The sequence below is a fragment of the Mesorhizobium sp. ESP7-2 genome, assembly GCF_020164715.1.
In the GTDB taxonomy this organism is placed as follows: Bacteria; Pseudomonadota; Alphaproteobacteria; order Rhizobiales; family Rhizobiaceae; genus Mesorhizobium.
Window position 1 is genome coordinate 1 of record NZ_JAIUGQ010000063.1, and the last position, 21,739, is coordinate 21,739.

The window sequence follows — 21,739 nt, forward strand, 5'->3', positions numbered from 1 at the left end:
GTTCGTGTGAAACTTTGCGGCTCGGCCCCGACGGGTGTGTCTCGCGAGCGCCCTCGCCGGCGAAAGCTTTTCTTGCCGGGGAGGTTGGTTAATGCTTTCTTGCTGCCGAACCTTGGGGACGGCGCTTATGGCGAATGCCAAATACCATGTCGCGAAGAACGCAGACCGTTGGAACGTCCGTTACGACGGCCAGGATTATCCTTATGAGTCCCACGGCTCCGCAGTTCTAGCTGCGGTCAAAGCGGCGATACGCGCTACCGAACAAGGCCACGAGGCGGAAGTTCTAGTCCAAGGCGTCGACGGTAAATGGCGTACCGAATGGCCTGACACTAAACAGGGGAGCCGCTCCCGCTCTTTTGGCCAATCCAGTAATTTGAATTTGCAGTCCGGAGCAGCGAGCATATTGCGGCCAATAAAAACCGCCTCATCTGGCGGGTTGCCGGCGCAAGTTGCGACCGGGCAATCAACAGCATAGTGCAACTGTGCCCTGATGCTGGCTGCGATCCATTACCAAGCGCTCCAGCTCCTACGCAGCCAACCACGAGGCAGCGGTGCTCATGCGCGGCATAGGTCCGCCAGGCAATAGAATGTCGGCTTGCGCTCGCGCGGTTTTCCGCAGGTGGCAAACGAAACTGCACGGCCGATCTGTTGGAATGGCGCCCCATCCGGCAACCCAGCAGTATTTCTGGTTTAGCTGACGGCGATCCCGCTCCCAAAATCGCCGCCGCCAATCAGACCCGGCGGTTCAGCATCATCCCAACCACCTATCAAGGTCGGTCCAATCAGGTTGCGGCTCTCCAACGCTGCTTCGCCTCAACAGAAGAGCCGAGCAGTCGATCTCATCGCACATCGAGGCTTGATCGTCCCGAACGAGCCATTCCGAGCATGTCCGCAATTGTCTGAGGATAGCCGTCTTGGCGCTTCGCTCGGTTTCCATCGTTGCTAACGCTGAACGCCACCCTTTAGGCGACTTGGGCTCTCTTGCGACGCCTATGCATTTAGCAATCTCGCGCGTCCGAACAATGCCGAAGTGGTCCATTCACTCGATCCTTCACCGGCCAATTCCCCTCCCAACTGTTGTGACAAGCTTTTCACGGGCGACGAGATAAGTCGTCCGCCATTTTGATGATGTGCCATCGTCAGTTTGATGCGTAGCGTCCTGAACTTTCTCGAGGCCACGGACGCATGGTCCTCATCGGAGAGCGTGCCAGCGCCCCAGAGCCCTCGGCTCACCAAGCGACCACAATCCGCTAACGCGAAATTTCTGCAAGTCCGCGATTGCGGAAGCTTTCAAGGTAGCCGGAACGGTGTCAGAGACCGAAGTTCGGGAGCCGGCCCCGCTTACTCCGTGCATAGCCTGCCCGCTGGCTCCGGCCGGTGGGCATTTTAGTGTTCGGTCGGGAACAGCCCCGTTAGGCGCAAGTGCCGGCGAACAGCGGGTCCGGTGCTTTTCGCGCTGCTGGCCGGCTCGCGCCCTCCTGTGGGAGCGCGGGCCTAAGCGGCCCGGTGCTGGAACATATGTCAGAGACAAAGGTTCGGGAGCAGCCGCCTACTCCGGGCGGCCTCCACTCTGTGAACTGCCCGCCTGGCTCCGGCCTGCGGGCTTTTTTGTGCGCTATATGGGAACTTGGCATGTCTTGGCAGGTTCGAAAGCGGCAGCTCCCCTGCTGCCGGTCAGGTCCCCCAAGACCTGACCGGCCCGCTTCGTCGCCAGTGAAGCGGGCCCACTGCAACTGTCCGGCAGGGTAGGCGTGCTTGAGCAGGCCGAGACGCCTCCTCTGTTTGAATGATGCCGCGCCAGCAACGACAATGCTAGCTTCGTGTAAGCTGGCGATGTCCCCCCTTACCCCCCCCGCCAGTCAGGCTCGGCGATGAGCCCCCCTCAACCGCCGGGCCTACTGCTACGTCGTACATGCCGACATGCCGAGTAGCTCGTACGTGTCAAAAGCCCCGGTGCTGACCAAAGCACCGGGGCTTTTCCTTTGTGGACCCCGATGGCTGGCGTTCTTTTGGGACGATGGTGAGCTTTGGCGCGTGGGCTTCCGAAAGATCTTGGCGGCTTCATCTGTCGTGATACCGCACTTGCGAGCATAGTAGGCGGCTTCCGTTTTCAAGCTCGCCTCTCCATCGGGATTTCAGTCACCTACTTTGCTTTGTGCTTGGCCTTCTTCCCCATAGGATGAATCATACCACAAAAATGATGCGCCCCGAATAAAGCGGCGTGGCGATTGTTCCGTCCGTTACTTTCTAATGACCCAATCCAGCAAGACTGCGTCAACGCACTCGCACCCGGTGAGCTCGAAGATGAGGCTCCTAGCCAGGTTGCGCCATTCACACTCGGGCACGTCAGTTTCCGAGACCAAATTTCGAAATACAGACCGGACAATGTCTGCATGGAACGCGGACACTCGGTGCTTCTCAGCCTCCCTGGGCGCCTCGTCCGCCTTGCGCTGGCGTAACCGCTTTAGAAGGTCGCGTGATGCTGCGATTGCACGGCGGGATTGGTCTAGATCGCGACGAATTGAGGCGATGTCACTTAAAGAGCGACGCTGCGAGACGAAGCTGGCGTCTATCATCGCACGCGCGACGTCTGTACGGCTTTCGATCATAGCTACCTCCCAATAGCTACAATTTTAACCAGTCGAATCTAATGCGGTGCTCAGAAGGATTCAAATGTCGGTTTGATACCGAGAAAGGCAGCCTTTCGCCAAGCAGACCGCCGGCCGCGGACTGGGACGCGATATGCCGCGCCTATCTCGGGAGCTGATCGAAAAAGATCGGCCGGCGCTCAGTAGGCGGGGGACCTTGGGGTTTTGATGAGCGCCGGCCGCTGGCGTCCGATAGGACCGCCGCGAGGCAATGTAGCGCCCGACGAATGGGCGTCAAGCGAGCATTGCATTCCGGACGCGCCGGGTCTGAAGCCTCACGCGCCAGCCTTAATCTTCTTCAGCTGCTCTCTGGCTTCAGCGACGCGCGTTTGCGCGTCTCGTACGGTGTCGCAGAGGGCCTCGGGGACGCTGATTCAACCTGCGTGGCCCGGATGGTCCTGATATTGAACTGAGTCCGCACGGTAGCGTCCTTTCGGCTGCACCGCTTGCATTTGACGTTGATGGTTTCCACCGGTTTGTTCCATCCCACCACCTTGCCACATCGTTAGCCCGGAAGCGGCCCACATGATAACAGTGGCCGCACTCCACGATGAGCAGCAGGTTTGCTTTGCGGCTCGCCCAACGCTGTCCATAGGAGGTCACTTCCGGGTGGAGTAATCCTCGGGCAGCGGCAATAGGCCCAGCCCTGCCGCCCTGAAGTCGGGTTCCTGCTCAGCTATCACGGTAAGCACCTCATGCAGTTTATCGGTGAGGCCATTCAATTGCCAGAACAGTGAACCGCTCGCTTTCAGATGAAGTTGCGCTGCAAGCACTGTCTCGCGGAGGCGAAGCCCATCCCGAATGATCGCCTCGGCATTGCTCTTAAACAGTCTGTCATACCGGCTCGTTCGTCTGCCCATAGCGGCTCTCCTCTCAGTAGCGAGCGACCGCCCCACCGCCCTCCAAATAGGAACGCATTCCTTGCGGAGTCAATTCGGCCTTGACAATTTTGTTCCGTTTTTGTTCACTGTTCTCGGAGGCAAACGACATGGACCATATTGTCAGACTCGACAGCCGGCAGGAGGCCGCCCTCCATGCCATCGCCGACAAGTTTGTTGCCACACACGAGGGCGACGTCATTGCGGGTCGCGTGAGGCCAACCCATCGCTTGGGGAATACGGGGAGCCCACGACGCTCTTTGTGGGTGGCGACGTGCCGGACATGGAGTAGCCGGGCATCCGGGGGTAGACCATGATAGGTGCCTCTAGCTGCCTCTTAGTCTCCTCCGCTCCGCCGGCTTGTCCCTTGAGGACAGCCGGGATGCCTTGTCCGTCTGTGACGACCAGGCGCGGGGTGTCTCATCGGGGCCACTATGGCAGTTAGCCAGGATCGGAGTCACTTTCCGTCGCGGGTGGTCAAAATCGGAGTCATGACCTTAATGTGCTCGTCGATGCGTTCCAGGATCGTTGCAGGGACTATCTCGCGCTCCGGCAAACGCCACCAATGCTGGTTGACCAGTGCGACTGTCTCAACAACCGCTTCAAGCACGGCGGCCTCGGGCAGCCTGGCGCGGTTTGCGAACGCTTTCCACCGCGACGCCGTAAGCGCCTTGAACGACCGCTGCCGACCGAGGGAGAGCGCCATGGCGTCGGTTGGGATGTAGGGAACGGTCGATAGCACATCGTAGATCGGGGCAAGAGCCGGTCTATCGCCACCTCCAGGATAGATCAGCGACCAATTCTTCAGATGCATGTCACCATTGCCGGTCAAAGCTGCCAAAGTTAAGCGACGGACGAATTCGAGAGCCGCACTAGGGGACACAGCCTCGTTCAAGACAGCCGCGATTTGGTGAAAGGCAGCGCCGTCATATTTGCGCGAGGGAGGGACGCCGAAGACTTGAGCGAAATCCTCAATGTGGATCCTTTGGCCGTTCGCGCCTCGATCAAAGCGTCTGACCAGAAGAAGCGGTCCCCCGGATTGGGGGTTGAGTTCCTCGGGAACGTTCTGCAGGTCGGACCTCTCGACCAACTCGCGGTCAGGCACATCCATGCCGATAGCTGCGGCAAGGGCCAGATTGGCAAACTCATTCTCCGAAACCCCCGGAAACGTCTCGGGTGGAAATTTTGCGATGTACTGACCCAGTTCGCCGTCCTTCGGCAGGGTAAAGGCGCCTCCTTCTCCCCCCTTTTTGGCAACGGACAGCTTCATTTGCATTCCGGCCAGAGAGAAATGAGCTTTGGGCTTTTCGTTCACGACAGGACCATCACTGGGCAAGGCTTGCACTGCCCCGGAAACATCGGCACCAAGCACCGCCAAGAGATCGAAGTCATTGCGTCGCCTTACGCTGCCCTGGTGATGCTTCTCCATTGCTTCGCGCAGCTTACCCTCGGGCAGGAGATTGGCGAAGAACGCGGGTAGGATGCCCGCAAGCGGCTTCGGGTCTTTCCCGAGTTCGCCATTTGCTGACCTAAACGAGAGGCTGAGAATTGGAAAACCGCCCGCTTCCCGATATTGCTGCGTAAAGTTGAAGGCATAGACGGGGCTGCGCACAATCGTGCCGATCTTCCGCTTGCCAAGAAGAACATCTAGCGACTGTATCGTCCGAGGTGAATCAATGTTCACAGGCGTTGCTACCCTCGCGGGCTATCTGGTTCGTTCGCTGCGCGGCCTGGACGGTTCGTATCGCAATCCCTCTCGAAGGCGCGGGCTAGCCCTCTTTCGCGCGGCAGAACATGCCTCTGCCTTAGTAGTTGGAAAGCCTGCCAGCCCATAGGCTCTAGTCATCGTGCCAAATCTCCGCATGAAGACGAAAGCCCGTGGTAGGTCTGGGTCGGCATTGATGAGCGCAATGGTAACATGGCCGAACGCAGTGTGTAGCCGCCGGATGCCATCAAGGAGCTCCTCATCCGAAAATCTGCGACGCGGCCCAGGTCGCCAGCGGCACTCGTAGCCCACGATGGCGTAGGCAGCCCGTAGGCCTCCAAAACGCTCTCCATAAGATCGTGCGCAAGGCGTGTAGGTGCAGACGTCAATGATGTCCGAAGAGAGCTTCTTTTTTTCTCGCAAAAGCCGACGAAGGCCTTTGACCATGTCAGACTTCGCATAGCCGTACCCGCGCTTGTACCCCATCTCCCGTTGGGCCTTTGCGAACTGTCTTGAGTCCACAATCGGCTCCATGACCCGTGTTCTGACCCATAGGTTCGGAGGATTTGGTCGAGACGGCCCTCTCAATCGCCCTGTGGTTCGGTTGAAGACATAATATCCGATCATCAACTCGCTTTTCAGAACGGTTCTGACCCGCCCCAATGTCCACCGCCAACCGTCTGTTGAAGGCACACCTTCCTCGTTTAGCTTTTTCGCAATGCTGCTCATGCTTCGTCTTTGGTCAACGAACATCCGGAAAATGCGTCGGACGATCCCGATCTCCTCGCCTGGGCCCGGCACAAAGACAACACGATCGGTGTCTAGCCCCTTTTGTTCGCCCGGTCCGAGGAGAAATCGAGGTTCCCGATCTTTGCTAACGAGCATTCGTCTTGTTCCATAAGGCATTTGGCCGCCTTGCTTAAATCCAAGGCTGGCCTGCTGCTTCTGCGCCCTTGAGACTTTGGCCGAGAGCTCACGGCTGAACTCGCCCGCCATCACCCGCTTTAGATTCTTCACGATTGACGAAACCATACTGCCGTCGTTCTCGAACGGCTCGCCGCAGTATTCCACCGCAACCCCTGCATCTCGACACAGGAACTCATAATGTGCGGATTGATCAGCATCCTGAAAGCGGCCCCACCGGCTAACGTCCAGAACCAAAACTGCCGAATAACTGCGCCTGCCAGTCACCACGTCGCCCAACAACTGCTTGAGTCCCTCTCTCCCTTTCAAGCTCAAGCCGCTCTTACCGGCATCGGAATAGGTCTGGACAATAGCGAAGCCCCGTGTCTCGGCATACTCCGCAATGGCAGCGATCTGGTTTTCAAGAGAATAGCGCTGGTGCTCTGTTGACATGCGAATGTACTGCGCCGCTGGAACGCGAAGCTCAGTCGTCACATTAGTCACTATAGTGCCTCCCCATGCGACACACATTCGCCGTTTGAGGAGGGATATTATATTGCCTGATCATTCAATCCAATAAAACTTAAATATGTTTTTGGTGTCTACCGATAGCTCGATGATGCAGGCCGCTGGTTGCCTTTCCAAGGACGGCTATTCCAGCTTTCAGCGGCGGCGTCCTGATCAATGCATATCGGCCCTGACGCTCCGCATTCATCGCAGACAATGACTACACGCATGTCTCGCCTGATATGGGGCCTAACTTCTGTGCTGGTGCAGAATGGGCAGGCATCAGGGGTCAATCATTCCTCCGGCTTTAAAGCGGCGTAAACGGCATCAGGTGCTTCAACTTGTGGGATTGGTGTCCGGCTTTACTTGCAGCGCTAGAGGCTATCGCTAGCAGCGGCGCCAGGGAAGGCCCCAGCAGCAGTCAAGAATGCCCGGTAGCCGTGATGCCCCGTATGGCGCGAATAAGGGGCTGGTGACCTAATAGAGCTTTCCGCCCGGACCCAAGTAGTATCGAGGGCCATCGCCCCCGTTCAGTTCGGCTGCACTCGCTACACATATCGTGGAGTGGAGGCAGGCGCTAAGGACGGTACGTCTGAGGGCCTCCAGACCGGAGGTCGCTTCGTTGTACTGGTGGGAAAACCATCCCAGGCTCATACCGGAGGCGAAGATAAGGGGATAGCCGTAACGCCTTGCGGCAAGCTCTCTAGAACGGGATGATTGCGCCAGCGTTAATAGCGCGCAAACAATGCACTCGCTTCTGCCGGCGAAGCCAACCGTAGCTGTTCCAAGATTCGTTGAAAGCCGTTGGAGAGTGTCAGGTTATCGCCAAGCTCGTCCATAACCGGACGGGCTGGAAACGGCCCCAAAGTGGTTGTCGGATAGTTCTACAATTCGCGATCGATTGGCGGCCTACTGCTGGGGAACTTCAGCTGGCGGTGGGTATCTCCGCAAGTATAACACCGGTTATGCCATAAGCGCGCCGCGTCTGCTCAATAGCCTCAGGCGTGACGTCAATCAGCAGCGCTATAATGTCGCCGTCCGGATGCTCGAGAACGTCGCCGAGTTCGGCGAGCGTCCATCCAAGCGCGCGCAGGCGTTTTGGCCAGAATGTTTCGCATACCACGCTGATCTGTCGAATCCCCAGCCTTTGAGCCGTCTCGAGCAGACCACAGAGAACGAAGCCGGCGATCGGCGACGAGGCGCCGTGCGTGCGAAGCGATGGATCGACGAAGAAACGCGTCCATTCGAAAATATCAGCCGCTCTCGGCGGCGTGCCGCCGGCGAGAACCGGGAAGACCTCGCTCATCAGATGCGGCTCCAGCGTCGGCACGAGACGGGAGCCGCCGACGATCTTGCCGTTGGTGTCAAGCGCCAGGACATAAAGCGCATGCTCGTTGTCGAAGGCGTCGATCTCGATGTTGATGGGCCGGGCGACGGCGCGCCACCGCCTCTGCTTGACGTAAATGTCGTACCTTATGCGAAAGTAGCGTTCCAGAACTTTCCTGTAGTGCTTCCTGTTATCCCAGGTGACCAAATGCATACGAACCATGACGCCTCCAGGCGCAGGGTCGTAGGAAAACGGACTTGCGGTACGTATGACGGTATTCAGGTATTGCTAAATCTGGATTTCCTGCCGTCGCAGCGCCTTGACGATGGCATGGGACACGTTTATCGCGTCGAGCTTTCCTCGAATGTTGCGCTGATGGCTTTCGACCGTGTTCCTGGTGACGCCCAGGATACAAGCGATGTCGTCGGCGGACTTGCCTTGTGCGCTCCACTCCAGAAGTTCGCGCTCACGCGCCGTCAAAGGCATGGGCTCATCGCCATCGCCCGGCGTTCCCAGCGCCGAGAGGCTCCGAAAAGTGTGCACGCAAAGCGTCTCGATAACGGGCATTTCGCGTGGCGCAACTTCCATCCCGTCGCTCGCCGCGGTGACGACACTGGGACCCGAAAGAGGCACGTGTATGGGGACACAGATACCTTCTCTCATCCCGAATTCAGCTGCCTCGTCCATCACCAGCTTCGCGCGTGTCGACAGCTTTGCGGCGGGAAGCTCGCGCCACAGGAAGGGCTCTGGCGAGTGCCGGCACTGCGCAACGCAAGGATCGTGCAAAAAGTGATCCTCGGACACGTAGCGACGATACCAGTCGAGAGGCCAGCCATCGCCCAGGATTTCCCGCTGCCAGTCTGTATCGTGCGGCACGGGCAGGCCGGTGATCAGAAAACTGCGCAATCCGTAGCGTGCCAGGGCTGAGCGGAACTCTTGAAGGATTGCATCAGCCGAGAGCGCAGTGTCGATCTTCGAGATCGCCGCAAAGAGGTCAACAACAATTTCGTTCTCCATGGCAGCCTCGACTACACTCAGGCCCTACCCGCAGAACAACCTATGCGTGTTCAGATACAATCTTCAATAGGACACGCATCGAATGTACACTAAAGGAGTCAATCACCTGTCACGAAGGTGAGATAAGTGAAAATTCGATCATTACTACATTGATGCCGGCTGGCTTCAGCCGGCCGTCTTTGAAGCGGCAGGTTTCGTCACCCGAATAGCTCGCTTATTGGCCGGGCTTGCCGAAACCAACTCTTGCGGGTCGACATTCAATGCCTTGGCCAAAATTTCGACTGTATCCAGGGTGGCGTTGCGCCTCCCGGCTTCGACGCTGCTGATATAGGCTCGCGTGCGGCCCGAAACGAAAGACAACTGCTCCTGAGAGAGTTTTCTCTCTCTCCGAAGCCGCTGCACGTTCAGGCCAAAAACCCCACGAAGTTTCATCAAACAACGGATGCTACGACGCGCACTATGGTGCGACACACTATAGTGCACATTCCGCATTGACAGCGGCGCTGTTGGCTGTTTGAAACAACCAGCGAATTCATCGTTTCCTGGACAAGGAATAGCCATGGCGAGCCGGCCGTTTCGCGACCTCGCGCACGACATGTCCGCGCACTCCTCAGGCGAGACCAGCCGTCCCGATATGGACAAAAGCCGGGTCCTGGAGTTCGCCTGCATCCGATGCGGCGCTGCCTATCCCGCCAACGTCACCATCGACTCCAAAGGGTGCGCGCGGTGCCGAGACACCGCGCCGGCAAACCTTCGGCCGGTTTACGTCGCCCCGCACCCTCCCCTTTTGGACGGCGCCACTGCCGCGCGCTCGCTATGGCGCTTTGCGCACATGCTGCCTTGCACAGCCGCGGATGCCGTGAGCCTCGGCGAGGGCTTGACACCCTTGCTTGCGGCGCCGCGTATCGGCTCGTTTCTCGGCGTGCCGGATCTTGCAATCAAGGATGAAGGCCGAAACCCGACCTGGTCGCACAAGGACCGCTTCTCGACCATCGCGGTCAGCGTGGCGCGCGCACGCGGCGCGAAGATCGTCGCGACCGCCTCATCGGGAAACGCCGGCGCTTCGCTGGCGGCTTACGCGGCTAGAGCCGGGCTCAAATGCGTCGTCACCACTTTCGCGGACTCCGCCGGCGCGATGCTGGCGCAGATCCGAAAATATGGCGCGACGGTCCTGCCCCTGGTCAGCAAAATGGACCGATGGTCCATGCTGGAACAGGCGTCTGCCCGCTACGACTGGTTCATCGCCTCGCCCTATCACGGTCCAGTCGTCGGCAGCCATCCACTCGGCATCGAGGGCTACAAGACGATTGCCTACGAGATCGTCGAGCAATCGGATGGCACGGCACCGGACTGGTGCGTCCTGCCGGTCTGCTATGGCGATGCATTGTCGGGCGTGTGGGCCGGCTTTTGCGAGCTGTACGCGCAAGGGTCGATCACGCGGCTGCCCCGTCTCGTCGCCGCAGAGGTGCACGGGTCCTTGGCGGACGCCCTCGCCAGCGGCGCCGATGCCTTGAGTGAACGCAAAATGCCCTTCGACAGCCTTGCCGTTTCGATCGGCACCCCGCGCAGCACCTTTCAGGCGCTTAAGGCTCTGCGCGACTCCGGCGGGCACGCCGTCCCCGTCAACAATCACGGGCTGATCGCGATGCAGGAACGGCTTGCGCGGGACGAAGGTATCTTTGCCGAACTGGCGTCGGTCACGCCGCTAATCGCCATTTCGACGCTCAAGGACCAAGGTATCATCGCAGCCACAGACCGTGTCGTGGCCGTCGTGACAGCCAGCGGTCTCAAGGACCTCGATCGGTCCGCTGGATCGAACGAACACGATCAGATCTTCCAGACGACGGACGACGCCTGGCGCTGGCTCGACAGAAGCGGGCTGGATCTCGTTTCATAGATTTTCCACAGCGCCGATAGCCGGCGGCACCTCACCCGGTGCCTGCGCTTTCAGCACATCGTCGAGACTGCGACGCAACCAAAGGAAGCGTGTCCATTGCGTCTCCGCGGCCGGTGCGATTGTCGTCAGCGTCCTCGGCTCAGGCAGTTCCTTGCAGGGCCAGCCAGGCAGGGACCGGAGCCAATCGTCATTGTAGACGGTCTCGACATGGCGATGGCCTTCGTCAGGCATGATGACCGCGACCTGCGCGTCCGGAAGCGTGGTTGCAACCCATTGCGCCACCAACGCGGCGGCGCCGCTGGTCGGCCCCATGAAGATTCCCTGCTCGCGCAGCAAGCGGTGCGCGGCCATATACGCCGGATAGGCGCCGACCCAATGGATCTCGTCGACAAGTTCATGTCTTACGTTTTTCGGCAGGACGCTGTTGCCCAAGCCCCGCAGCATGCGTTTGCCGACGGGCTGCCCGAACAGAATGCTGCGATGGGTATCGACGGCGAATACCGTCAGATGGGGAAACACCGTTCGCAGAAAGGACGCTGTGCCGCATAGCGAGCCGCCCGTACCGACGCAGCCGACCAGGCAGTCAACCCTGCCCACTGCCCGGATGAAAAATTCAGCCAGCCGCGCATAGGCGAGCCAGTTACCGGGACTGTCGTATTGGCGGGTCCAGAAGCCGTCCGGCTCCTTGGCCAGGATTTCCTGCAGGCGCTCAAGCCGGCCAGGCTGATTCCCGTCGCCGCGCGCATCGTCAAGCGCGATGACCGTGGCGCCGATGCGCTCCAGGCGGGCTTTGTATTTGGCATCGATCAGTGTTGAAGCGGTGACGAGGGTCAGGCGATAGTCACGTGCCGCTGCGAGCAGCGCCACCGCCATGCCGAACGTGCCGGACGTCGTCTCGACAATGTGGGAGCCTGCCTTCAGTTCGCCATTCGACGCCGCCCGATCCAGGATGTAGCGGGCCGGCATCAGCTTCATCAGCGGAAAGGCGGCCGCCACTAAATTTGGCGCCAGGAGCGCAAGCCGAGGGGTTTCAAGGTCCCTGAAATAGTCAACGTCGAGGCTCACCATGTCCAGCCCTCCGCGTTGACCAGATGGAACTCGACATCCTTGAAGCCGGCGCGTCTTATCTGCTGTGCGACCAGGGCCGCCCGTCGCTTCAGATTCGATGCGAAAAGATCGAAAATCAGACCGAACAACGAGCCGCTATGGGCGACTTGCACCCCGCACGCCCCGGCCCGCCTGGCGATTTCGGCGATCTCGTCGAAGCCCTGTTTCGGCAAGTGCCGTTGACTGATCAAGGCACTGGCCGACGCGGCGCGTCCGAGAAGATATGGATCCTGAAGACGAACCGCCCGCGCCACCAGCGCCCGAAGCACGCCGAATTCCTGGATTTCGGCACTGTCGTAGCGCGCGGGCGGCAGCTGCAATGTGTCGACCGGGACGCCACCGCATGCCTTGAACCCGACCAGAAGCAGCGGCGGCAGGGAGCCTCCGAAATTCTCGATCACCGTGCCTTCGCGTTGCGCGAACAGGACCGCGTGGTCGTCGAAGGCGATCGCGTCACTGGCGCGCTCGGCGGCAACGGCCAGACGCCCGATGCTCGAGGGCCGCAACTGGACCTTGAAGGCCGCGGCGACTGCGCGAATGGAAGCGACGACGTCCGCGGTCGATGAGCCGTAGCCGTGCCCCACGGGAATCGAGCTTTGAAGCGACAGCTCGCCACCGCCGGCGACGTTCAAGAAATCGAGCGTGAGCCGCGCGGCTGCCGACGCCTTGACCTTGTGATCGGGGTGGACAAAGACCGCATTGCCGTCGCTCTTGGCAAAGGTCGCCTCGGACCTCAAACCGGCGATCGGCAGCGTGACGAGCCCGCGATGAAGGCGCCCGCCATCATCCTTGAAGACGCCCTGGATGAGTTCGCCGTGATGCGCAATCGCCGCTCCCGTCCCCATCGACGGCCGCAGCGTTTCATGGCTCATAAGATCGCCGGCGCCAGCCATTTTCATCTCCCCCGCGCTTTCTCGCAGCGGAGGAGGATGGCGCCGACGGCTGACACCTGCCCTCAAGGAATTCCGGTATTGACGGCTTTTTATCGAACGAGCCGGCCGGGAGGGGATGCGTGATCGATCGTCATGCGGCGGAGTCAAGGTGCCGCAGCGGCCTGCCGGCCGAAACCGACTGCGCCGCAGCCATGATACCTTGCGCATCGATACCGTAATGCCGGTAGAGATCCGCGATCGTACCGGTCTGGCCGAAATGCTCGACGCCCAGGGCACGCGTGCGATGACCATGCACCGATCCCAGCCAGGCCAGGGTCGCGGGGTGCCCGTCCAACACCGTCACGATGGCGCATGAGGCCGGGAGACCGGCCAACAGGCGCTCGACATGACTGGAGGCGCGCGGATGGCCATACTGGCGCGCCCGGGCGGCGGCTGACCATCCGGCGTTCAGCCGATCGGCCGAGGTCACGGCCAGAAGGCCGACATCGCGCCGATCTCCGGCCATCAACCCCAGTGCCTGTACCGCCTCCGGCGCGACAGCCCCCGAATAGGCGATCACCACGTCGGCGTTCGGCCCGGGTTTGCGCAACCAGTAGGCGCCATCGACGATGTCGCGCGCCAGCTGGTCCTCCATCCGCCGGACCGGCTGTTCTATAGATCGCGTCGAGAGCCTGAGGTAAACCGAACCTCCGGTCTGATCGCGCAGCCAGGTATGGTCGTCGGGCTCTGCTTCGCCGGAACGCTGGATGTAGTCGAATGCCCAACGCAGGACGACTGCCAGCTCGTCGGCATAAGCCGGCTCGAATGTCGCCAGGCCGTCCTGCGCCATGCCGATCAATGGCGTGGCGATCGACTGATGCGCTCCGCCTTCGGGCGCCAGCGTCACGCCTGAGGGCGTTGCCGCCAGAACAAAGCGGGCGTCCTGGTAGCAGGCATAGTTGAGCGCATCGAGGCCGCGCTCGATGAACGGATCGTAGAGCGTTCCGACCGGAAGCAGGCGCTCCCCGTGAAGCGAGTGCGACAAGCCCAGCGCCGAAAGCATCGTGAAGAGGTTCATCTCCGAGATGCCCAGTTCAAAATGCTGTCCCGACGGCGAAAAGGTCCAGTTGAAGGTGGAGGGGATGCGTTCTTCACGGAACACGTCCGCCTGCCCGGCGCGCGCGAACAGACCCCGCCTGTTGACCCATGCCCCGAGATTGGTCGACACCGTGACGTCGGGGGACGTGGTAACGACATGCTTGGCAAAGTCGCTGTCCGACTTGGCGATCTCGTGCATCAAAAGCCCGAAACCCTGTTGTGTCGACATCGAGGCCTGGGCGCTGAAGCCGATCCGCGCTGGCACCGGAACAGCAGGGGCTTGGTGGCGACGCGGGACCGCCTGCGCGAAAGGAACCGATGTGAGATAGGACCGGATCGCGGTCTCATCGTATGCGAGGCCCTCGAACAGGTCCCATTCACGCCCCCCGCGGACATTCATGCTCTGTCGCAGAGTTTCCATTTGCGCCGGTGTCATCAGTCCGGCGTGATTGTCTTTGTGGCCGGCCAGCGGGAGGCCGAAGCCCTTGATCGTATAGGCGATGAAACAGGTCGGGCGATCATGCCCGCGCGCTTCCTCGAAGGCATCGATGATCCTCGCCAGATCGTGGCCGCCGAGATTTGCCATCAGGGCGGCAAGCTCTTCGTCGCTGCGCGTCTCGATCAGACGCGTGACCGGGCCCTGATCGCCCAGATCGTCCAGCAGGCGCCTGCGCCATGCAGCCCCGCCCTGGAAGGTCAGCGCGGAATAGAGCTGATTGGGGCATGCATCGATCCAGGCCCGCAGCTTTTCGCCGCCCTCTTCCTCGAAGGCGGCCTGTTGCAATGTTCCATGCTTAAGGATCACCACATCCCAGCCGAAGTTGCGAAAAATGGATTCGAAACGCTGCCACAGGCCTTCGCGCACCACCGCGTCGAGGCTCTGCCTGTTGTAGTCGACGACCCACCATGTGTTGCGCAGGCCGTGCTTCCAGCCTTCGAGAAGCGCCTCGAAGATATTGCCTTCATCCATTTCGGCGTCGCCGAGGAGGGCGACCATCCGGCCCTCCGGCCGGTCCGTGTTCCAGCCTTTTGCCCTGACATAATCCTGGACCAGGGAGGAGAACAGGGTCTGCGCCACGCCCAGTCCAACCGACCCGGTCGAGAAATCGACATCGTCGATATCCTTGGTTCGGGACGGATAGGACTGCGCGCCGTGATAGCCACGAAAATTCTGCAGCTGCTCGAGCGTCTGCTTACCAAACAGATACTGGATGGCATGAAAAACGGGGCTCGCATGCGGCTTGACGGCAACGCGGTCCTGCGGCCTCAGAATCTGGAAATAGAGCGCCGTCATCAAGGTCGAGGCGGACGCCGACGATGCCTGGTGGCCCCCGACCTTGAGGCCGTCCTCCGCCCCTCGGACATGATTGGCGTGATGGATCATCCACACAGCCAGCCAGAGAACCTTGCGCTCAAGCTCGGAAAGGATCGTCATCGTCGGCTCCTGTGAAATCGCGGCTCAACGATAGCTGCCTCGATCTTCCGAATGTGACTATTCTTGCGCGCAGCGATCGATGATATTGGCTGATCCGGCCAATAATCACGTGCAGTCGAGGGAAACATGCCAAATCCGGCGCTTGACGCAATCGACCTGAAGATCATCGCCGCGCTGCAGAAAAACGCCAAGGCGACGACGAACGACCTCGCCGAAGCCGTCGGTCTGTCGCCCTCGCCTTGCGCGCGGCGCGTCAGGCTGCTGGAGAGCGCCGGCGTCATCAAGGGCTACACCGTGGTCGTCGACCAGAAGAAGCTCGGCTTGCCGATCAGTGCTTTCGCGTCGATCAAGCTTGAACGGCAACGCGAAGACGATCTCGACCGCTTCTCGCAAGCCGTGCTGCGCTGGCCGGAAGTTGTCGACTGTTATCTGATGACCGGCCAGCGCGACTACCTGATGCGCATCGTGGTGCGCGACCTCGAGGCTTATGAGCGGTTCATCAAGGACAAGCTGACGCGGCTGGACAACATCGCTTCCATCGAAAGCAGCTTCGCCCTCGGCCAGGTCAAGCGCTCGGAAGTCTTGCCTATCTGATCGGCCGGGTATTCTGCGTCGGTCATCGCGCCCGGCGGCTGGAAGCGAGATTGGGGGGCGGCGTCAACTCGACCGCCATTCACGCACAAATGTAATGCCCTCGCGCTACGAGCGAGAGCGCCTCTCATTACTGCGCTCGCAATATTATGTACATATTTTGTACATCTATATTGACGACTTGGCGCTCGTCAACGTAGCGTTGAGCGGCTGAGGCGGAACGCCTGCGCGCAACTCAATCTCTTGGGAGGACTGCACGATGAAATTTCGAGCCCGATCGGCCGCCATTGGCCTTGCCTGCATCGTCTATGCCGCGGTTGTTGGATCTGTGTTGCCGGCCGCGGCGGAGACGACAAAAGAACGCGTCTTGAAGGACGGACGGATCGTCATCGGCATCCACAACCGTTCGCCATGGGGCTACAAGAAGGAAGGAACCGGCGAGTTGCTCGGCTGGCACCCGGACCTGCTGAAAGCTGCGTTCGCCGATCTCGGGGTCAAGCAGATCGACTTCGAGGTCACCGAGTTCGGTGCGTTGATCCCTGGCTTGATGGCCGGGCGTTTCGACGCCGTGGCGTCCGGCCTGTCGATAACACCGCCGCGATGTCAGCAGGTCGCCTTCGGTGCTCCTGACCTGAGGTCGGACGACGCGGCGATCGTACTCGCCGGCAACCCCAAGGCGATCCATAGCTATGCGGATCTTGCCAAGAAATCCGACACGATCATGGGCGGCGGCCGCGGCAGCAACGTCATCCAGAACGCCGTCGCCGAGGGCGTCCCTGGGGATCGCATCCTGCAGTTTCCCGACATCGAGACCAACATCGCGGCACTGCGCGCCGGCCGCATCGACGCCGCGGTATTCTCTTCCCCGACGGTGATCGGGCTGCTGGCCGGCAAAAAGAGCCCCGATCTGGAGCGGGCCAACCCATTCACGACCGACGAGAAGTCGATCAGCTACATCGCGATCGCGTTCAGGAAGGATGATGGCGACCTGCGCGACCTTTACAATCAGGGCCTTGCAAAGGTCATGTCGAACGGCACGATTGCCACCATCATGGCGAAGTACGGATTTGGTCCCACGGAAAACGTGCCGCCAGGATTGACGACGTCGCAGTTGTGCGGTGCCGCCAACTGACCAGCGCTCGGCGGCCGAAGGCGCTGGCATCAGCAGGATTGGAGGCGCCGCGCGAGCTCGGGCGGCGCCACGGTCCGCCAACACCCCTTCAGATCACGTTTGTTCCGGATCGCGGGAAGGCTCGACGTCGTCGGGAAGCTCCTGCCGCAAATTCGGTCCTTTGGCTAGGCGCCTGCCAAGCGCGGAAACGAAAGCTTCATAACGCTCGCTTGCCTTGGCGCGCGCTGCCTGGGCCATCGGCTCAGGCAGCGCCGGAGTGGTGGCCAGCCAGAAGCGGATGAATACCGCGTGCGTTTCGACCGAGATGCCGACATCGCGCTCCAGCCGCGCGATCCGGCGGTCGATCCGGTCGAGACGCTTGGAGATCGCCGCCTCGCGTTGCGCGTCGGCATCCGGAGAGAGGAAAGAGGCGATCGCCGCTTCAGCGATGAGCGACTGCGAGCGATCGCGCCGGGCGGCATATTCGAGGAGCGCCGCCATCACTGCAGGATCAAGATAGACGGAAATCTGCACCTTTTTCTTGCTTGCCGCCACAGTCGTCACAGCCCCATGCCGTCGTCCGGATCGAGCGCGATCTGACGCGCCACGCCCCGAACAAGGCGAGCCATCCGGCTGCTGCTCGCAGCCAGATCATCGGCCTCGTCAGGCGCGTCGATCTCGAATTCGTTGACGAGCGGTGGCTCCGCCACAGCCCCGAGAAGGGGATCGAGTTCGGGCTGACGTCGCAGCTCGGACTCGGTCGATTCCTGCTGGGTTTTCGCCATGACAGTTGCGGCTCCCGTATCCGGTGGCGGAAGCGGCAATGGAAGCGCCGTCCAATCGTCAGGCTTCGGCTCGGCTCGATCCGTGACAGGCGGTGGCGGCAGAATGCGCTCCCGCAATCGCCGGTCTTCGAAATAGCGCGCCTTCTTCGCCCGGATCGGCGGCGTGCCGGCCAGCATGACGATCTCATCGCCAGCCGGCAATTGCATGATCTCGCCGGGCGTCAGCAATGGTCGCGCCGTCTCCGAGCGCGAAACCATGAGATGACCGAGCCATGGCGAGAGCCGGTGACCGGCATAGTTCTTCATCGCCTTCAGCTCGGTTGCCGTGCCCAGGGCATCCGACACGCGCTTGGCAGTGCGCTCGTCGTTGGTCGCGAAGCTGACGCGCACATGGCAGTTGTCCAGTATCGAATTGTTCGGCCCGTAGGCCTTCTCGATCTGGTTGAGGGACTGCGCGATCAGGAAGCTTTTCAACCCGTAGCCGGCCATGAAAGCGAGCGCCGACTCGAAGAAGTCGAGCCTTCCGAGCGCCGGGAATTCGTCAAGCATCAGAAGCAATCGATGGCGATTCGTCCTGGCGTGCAGATCCTCGGTCAGACGGCGGCCGATCTGGTTGAGGATGAGACGGATCAGCGGTTTGGTGCGACTGATGTCGGACGGCGGCACGACGAGATAGAGCGTCGCTGGACGAGCCTCGGCGACCAGGTCGGCAATGCGCCAGCCGCAAGCGCGGGTCACCTCCGCCACCACCGGATCGCGATAAAGCCCGAGGAAGGACATCGCGGTCGAAAGCACGCCGGAACGTTCGTTGTCGGATTTGTTCAGAAGTTCCCGGGCGGCGCTCGCGATCACCGGGTGCGGGCCGCCCTCCCCCAGATGCGGCGTCGTCATCATGGCTGACAAGGTCGATTCGATCGGCCGCTTCGGATCGGACAGGAACGCCGCGACGCCGGCCAGTGTCTTATCCGGCCCGGCATAGAGCACATGCAGGATCGCGCCGACCAAGAGCGCGTGGCTCGTCTTTTCCCAATGATTGCGCCGTTCAAGCGAGCCTTCCGGGTCGACAAGGATGTCAGCGATGTTTTGGACGTCGCGGACCTCCCATTCACCGCGACGAACCTCGAGCAAAGGGTTGTATGCGTCCGACCTGGCGTTTGTCGGATCAAACAGCAGCACCCGTCCGTGGCGGGCGCGGAAACCGGCAGTGAGGCTCCAGTTCTCGCCCTTGATGTCATGGACGATCGCCGAGCCAGGCCAGGTCAGCAACGATGGCACGACAAGGCCGACACCCTTCCCCGAGCGCGTCGGCGCAAAGCAAAGCACATGCTCGGGCCCATCGTGGCGCAGATAGTGAGATCCAAAGCACCCCAGCACCACGCCGTCGGGGGCAAGCAGGCCTGCCGCCTGCACCTCGCTCCTTTCGGCCCAGCGCGCGGAGCCATAGGTCGCGACCTTCGTCGCCTCGCGGGCACGCCACAGCGACATGCCGATCGCCATGGCGATCGCGATGAAACCGCCCGAGGCGGCAATCAGACCGCCGCGCACGAAGATGCCCGGCGCATAGGCGTCGTAGAAATACCACCACCAGAAGATGGCGGGCGGGTAATAGACTGGCATCCCGCCGATGACGAACCACGGCGCCCCCAGCCGCTCCTGATAGCCCAGCTGCCAGGCCGACCATTGCGTCGAGGCCCAGATCGTGACGAGCACGATCAGGAAGACGAGGACGATTTGCCCCCAGAGGACTTTTGTTCCCGACATCTCGCTTCTCCTCGCTCCCGAGGTCGGCGAGGTTTAGGAGAAATTCAACAGCCGGATCACGCCAATCGCGCCGCGTCGCGCTGTCGGTGAGGAAGACAGGCGATCGGCAGTCAGATCGGTTCGTCGTAAAAGGCGCCGTCACAAACCAAGTCCGCGCTTGCGGCCGAAACTCCAATCGGCGCCGCCGTCGCCGCGAATGACCCCGGAGACGTGATTTCCTAGATGACGCTCCAACGATGGCGTCCAGGGCACCAGCTGAAAGCCGAGCCCGTCATCGATCATCGCGAAACGGCCCGATGCGAGCGCGAAGCGCTGCCTGTAGGTGCCGGACACGAATTCGCCTTTGGCGGCGCGGTTGAATGGCTGGCCGGTTTGGACCGCGAGCCGGCTGCCCAGCGCGTCGAGTTCCCTTCGGCGCAGCGTGTCGACCAAGTTGCCGGCAAAGACGGTACCGCCCGGCCGCCGCTCGGCCAGCCCCAATCCGACCAGGTGCTCGGCGCGCCGATCGAGCGCCTGGAGCACCTCGGCGCCGAAGCCACTCTCGGAAAGAGCCGCGGCAGGACGGGCAAGCGCCTGGCGGTCGAGCCAGGTCGCCCCCTCCGCAACGACCTGACGCTCGATGGCGAGATCGGAGCGCACGGCAAGCGCCAGCCGCCGGCGTCCCTGAGCGTCCTCAAATTTGCGCAGTTCAACAACCGAGCCTGGCGCGCCGTCGCCCGCCGCCTCGAGATCGGCGAGCCGGACGTGGTGGCAGCGGCCGTCGACGCCATCGATCACGGCATAGGCGGTGCCCTTGAGTTCGTCATCCAGTCCGCGCTCGACCAGCCGGCCGATAGTCTTCTCATCGACGTTCTCGGCGGCCAGCACATAGCTGGCGGTCGCGCGCTCGATATCGCGGGCCGCGAATGCACGATGCATGCGTTTGATGATATCGCCGCGCTCACCCATCTGGCGCAGCGTTGCCTCCGCTCTGTCGCTGACAACCCACTGGCCCGGACCGAGCTGCTCGGCGAGGCCGAGGGTTTCCAGCCTGCGCAGCCGCCCGAGCTTGGGCGCGACGAATTCATCAGGCTGGCGATCGGCATGCGGCGCGAGATCGATGAGGCCATTGTCGCGCGCGTCCCGCAGCAACTGGCGATCGAGCCCGGTCCACCGCTCGGCCTCGACCTGACGCTCGACATGCCGGCGGATTTCGAGATCGGATCGGGGGCCGAGCTCCTGCGTGATGAGATCGCTGGCGCGATCGCGCATGCCACGGCTGATGTAGTCGCGCGAGATCACCAGGTCCTGGCCGTCGTCGGCCCGGCCGCGCAGGATGACGTGGACATGCGGATTGTCGGTGTTCCAATGATCGACCGCGACCCAGTCGAGTGACGTACCGAGATCCTTCTGCATGCGACCCATGAGATCACGGGTGAAGGACTTCAGGTCGGCCATCTCGACGGCATCCTCTGGCGAGACGATGAAGCGGAAATGATGGCGGTCGTCCTTGCAGCGCGCGACGAAATCCGTGGTCGACGCATCGTCGACCTCCGGTCCGAACATGCGGGCTTTCGCGTCATCGCGTGTGACGCCCTCGCGCCGCAGATAGTTGAGATGGGTGCCCAGGGGCGCGCTATGTTTCGAATGGCGAACCACGCGGGTCTTGATCGTGGTGACGCGGGAGCGGCCGGTAAGCAAACGGTTGGCCTGGATGCTGGCCACCCTGCCGCGTCCGAACTGCGAGCGGTTCCCGGGGCTGATCCGGCCGGACTGCGACACGCCACCGCCAGCCTTCTGAGCGGCCGCCAGCGCCTGGACGATGAAGGGCCGCGACGATTGGGCTCGCGTCGAGCGAATGCGGCCCGGACGGACACGGAAATCGCGCTCATCGGACATCGCTGCGGCCCGCACGCTGCAAACAGCGAAGCAAATACAATAACTTGCATGTCCTCCGCACATTGCGCCGAGGCGCTGCAATGTGCGGGAAGTGGGGAAAAATGCAGCGAATACAACCAACCGACCGCCGCACAATGTGCGCCCTTTTATCTTGCCATCTTAATCGGTTGTGCTTCCGGTGAGCTTTTCGACATCGTCGTTCCTCTCTTTTGGTGCGAT

General features: G+C 61.4%; 16 protein-coding genes. 3 read left to right on the plus strand and 13 right to left on the minus strand.

Annotation, left to right across the window (positions count from 1 at the left end; translation table 11 throughout):
* Positions 1-3,247: 3,247 nt before the first annotated feature.
* From LB543_RS31840 to LB543_RS31870, 7 genes are all read right to left on the minus strand, one after another.
* Entirely contained in the window at positions 3,248-3,508 is a 261-nt protein-coding gene (locus LB543_RS31840; protein WP_140813100.1) for a hypothetical protein, read from the minus strand.
* A gap of 475 nt (positions 3,509-3,983) precedes the next feature.
* Positions 3,984-5,210 (minus strand): type II toxin-antitoxin system HipA family toxin, encoded by a 1,227-nt coding sequence (locus LB543_RS31845; RefSeq protein ID WP_224617123.1) that lies wholly within the window; start codon positions 5,208-5,210, stop codon positions 3,984-3,986.
* Between the two features lie 21 nt (positions 5,211-5,231).
* The gene (locus LB543_RS31850; protein WP_224598562.1) at positions 5,232-6,638 is read right to left on the minus strand and encodes a recombinase family protein; all 1,407 of its coding nucleotides are present in this window, start codon (positions 6,636-6,638) and stop codon (positions 5,232-5,234) included.
* 98 nt (positions 6,639-6,736) lie between these two features.
* Complete coding sequence (locus tag LB543_RS34255) at positions 6,737-6,934, minus strand: Lar family restriction alleviation protein (RefSeq protein ID WP_140813103.1); 198 nt, start codon at positions 6,932-6,934, stop codon at positions 6,737-6,739.
* A gap of 632 nt (positions 6,935-7,566) precedes the next feature.
* On the minus strand, positions 7,567-8,190 hold the full coding sequence (locus LB543_RS31860; RefSeq protein ID WP_140765684.1) for an acyl-homoserine-lactone synthase: 624 nt from the start codon (positions 8,188-8,190) through the stop codon (positions 7,567-7,569).
* 66 nt (positions 8,191-8,256) lie between these two features.
* Positions 8,257-8,985, minus strand: a complete 729-nt coding sequence (locus tag LB543_RS31865; RefSeq protein WP_224617125.1) for a LuxR family transcriptional regulator — start codon at positions 8,983-8,985, stop codon at positions 8,257-8,259.
* Positions 8,986-9,150: 165 nt separating this feature from the next.
* Positions 9,151-9,417, minus strand: a complete 267-nt coding sequence (locus LB543_RS31870; protein ID WP_140765680.1) for a helix-turn-helix domain-containing protein — start codon at positions 9,415-9,417, stop codon at positions 9,151-9,153.
* A gap of 202 nt (positions 9,418-9,619) precedes the next feature.
* Between LB543_RS31870 and LB543_RS31875 the strand changes: the two genes are divergently transcribed.
* Complete coding sequence (locus LB543_RS31875) at positions 9,620-10,882, plus strand: threonine synthase (protein WP_140765686.1); 1,263 nt, start codon at positions 9,620-9,622, stop codon at positions 10,880-10,882.
* Here LB543_RS31875 and LB543_RS31880 read toward each other — a convergent pair.
* Genes LB543_RS31880 through LB543_RS31890 form a run of 3 tightly spaced genes read right to left on the minus strand, consistent with a single transcriptional unit; the run spans position 10,877 to position 15,394 of the window.
* On the minus strand, positions 10,877-11,950 hold the full coding sequence (locus tag LB543_RS31880) for a PLP-dependent cysteine synthase family protein (protein WP_224598568.1): 1,074 nt from the start codon (positions 11,948-11,950) through the stop codon (positions 10,877-10,879). The genes LB543_RS31875 and LB543_RS31880 overlap by 6 nt on opposite strands.
* Positions 11,944-13,089: a kinase gene (locus LB543_RS31885; RefSeq protein WP_318013031.1), complete on the minus strand. Its 1,146-nt coding sequence runs from the start codon at positions 13,087-13,089 to the stop codon at positions 11,944-11,946. The genes LB543_RS31880 and LB543_RS31885 overlap by 7 nt, the downstream gene beginning before the upstream one ends.
* Positions 13,013-15,394 carry a transketolase gene (locus LB543_RS31890; protein ID WP_224617127.1) on the minus strand — a complete coding sequence of 794 codons (2,382 nt, stop codon included), beginning with the start codon at positions 15,392-15,394 and terminating at the stop codon, positions 13,013-13,015. The genes LB543_RS31885 and LB543_RS31890 overlap by 77 nt, the downstream gene beginning before the upstream one ends.
* 126 nt (positions 15,395-15,520) lie before the next feature.
* Between LB543_RS31890 and LB543_RS31895 the strand changes: the two genes are divergently transcribed.
* Both LB543_RS31895 and ehuB read left to right on the plus strand, forming a co-directional pair.
* Positions 15,521-15,988, plus strand: coding sequence for an Lrp/AsnC family transcriptional regulator (locus LB543_RS31895; protein ID WP_140765672.1), 468 nt, complete (start codon positions 15,521-15,523; stop codon positions 15,986-15,988).
* A 256-nt stretch (positions 15,989-16,244) separates the two neighbouring features.
* Positions 16,245-17,117 (plus strand): ectoine/hydroxyectoine ABC transporter substrate-binding protein EhuB, encoded by an 873-nt coding sequence (ehuB, locus tag LB543_RS31900; protein WP_224598572.1) that lies wholly within the window; start codon positions 16,245-16,247, stop codon positions 17,115-17,117.
* 93 nt (positions 17,118-17,210) lie between these two features.
* On the opposite strand, the gene LB543_RS31905 is transcribed toward ehuB, so the two are convergent.
* The 3 genes from LB543_RS31905 to LB543_RS31915 all read right to left on the minus strand — a co-directional run bounded on the left by LB543_RS31905 (position 17,211) and on the right by LB543_RS31915 (position 21,520).
* Positions 17,211-17,651 (minus strand): CopG family transcriptional regulator, encoded by a 441-nt coding sequence (locus tag LB543_RS31905; protein ID WP_224598574.1) that lies wholly within the window; start codon positions 17,649-17,651, stop codon positions 17,211-17,213.
* A 5-nt stretch (positions 17,652-17,656) separates the two neighbouring features.
* Complete coding sequence (locus tag LB543_RS31910; RefSeq protein WP_224617129.1) at positions 17,657-19,642, minus strand: conjugal transfer protein TraG; 1,986 nt, start codon at positions 19,640-19,642, stop codon at positions 17,657-17,659.
* Between the two features lie 138 nt (positions 19,643-19,780).
* The gene (locus tag LB543_RS31915) at positions 19,781-21,520 is read right to left on the minus strand and encodes a relaxase/mobilization nuclease domain-containing protein (protein WP_224598578.1); all 1,740 of its coding nucleotides are present in this window, start codon (positions 21,518-21,520) and stop codon (positions 19,781-19,783) included.
* Between the last annotated feature and the right edge of the window lie 219 nt (positions 21,521-21,739).

What these genes read in the sequence shown, in the direction of transcription:
- LB543_RS31840 (WP_140813100.1), bottom strand. Translation starts at nt 3,508, where the DNA reads ATGGGCAGACGAACGAGCCGGTATGACAGACTGTTTAAGAGCAATGCC.
- LB543_RS31860 (WP_140765684.1), bottom strand. Translation starts at nt 8,190, where the DNA reads ATGGTTCGTATGCATTTGGTCACCTGGGATAACAGGAAGCACTACAGG.
- LB543_RS31865 (WP_224617125.1), bottom strand. Translation starts at nt 8,985, where the DNA reads ATGGAGAACGAAATTGTTGTTGACCTCTTTGCGGCGATCTCGAAGATC.
- LB543_RS31870 (WP_140765680.1), bottom strand. Translation starts at nt 9,417, where the DNA reads ATGAAACTTCGTGGGGTTTTTGGCCTGAACGTGCAGCGGCTTCGGAGA.
- LB543_RS31875 (WP_140765686.1), top strand. Translation starts at nt 9,620, where the DNA reads ATGGACAAAAGCCGGGTCCTGGAGTTCGCCTGCATCCGATGCGGCGCT.
- LB543_RS31880 (WP_224598568.1), bottom strand. Translation starts at nt 11,950, where the DNA reads ATGGTGAGCCTCGACGTTGACTATTTCAGGGACCTTGAAACCCCTCGG.
- LB543_RS31885 (WP_318013031.1), bottom strand. Translation starts at nt 13,089, where the DNA reads ATGCGCAAGGTATCATGGCTGCGGCGCAGTCGGTTTCGGCCGGCAGGC.
- LB543_RS31890 (WP_224617127.1), bottom strand. Translation starts at nt 15,394, where the DNA reads ATGACGATCCTTTCCGAGCTTGAGCGCAAGGTTCTCTGGCTGGCTGTG.
- LB543_RS31895 (WP_140765672.1), top strand. Translation starts at nt 15,521, where the DNA reads ATGCCAAATCCGGCGCTTGACGCAATCGACCTGAAGATCATCGCCGCG.
- ehuB (WP_224598572.1), top strand. Translation starts at nt 16,245, where the DNA reads ATGAAATTTCGAGCCCGATCGGCCGCCATTGGCCTTGCCTGCATCGTC.
- LB543_RS31910 (WP_224617129.1), bottom strand. Translation starts at nt 19,642, where the DNA reads ATGTCGGGAACAAAAGTCCTCTGGGGGCAAATCGTCCTCGTCTTCCTG.
- LB543_RS31915 (WP_224598578.1), bottom strand. Translation starts at nt 21,520, where the DNA reads ATGTCCGATGAGCGCGATTTCCGTGTCCGTCCGGGCCGCATTCGCTCG.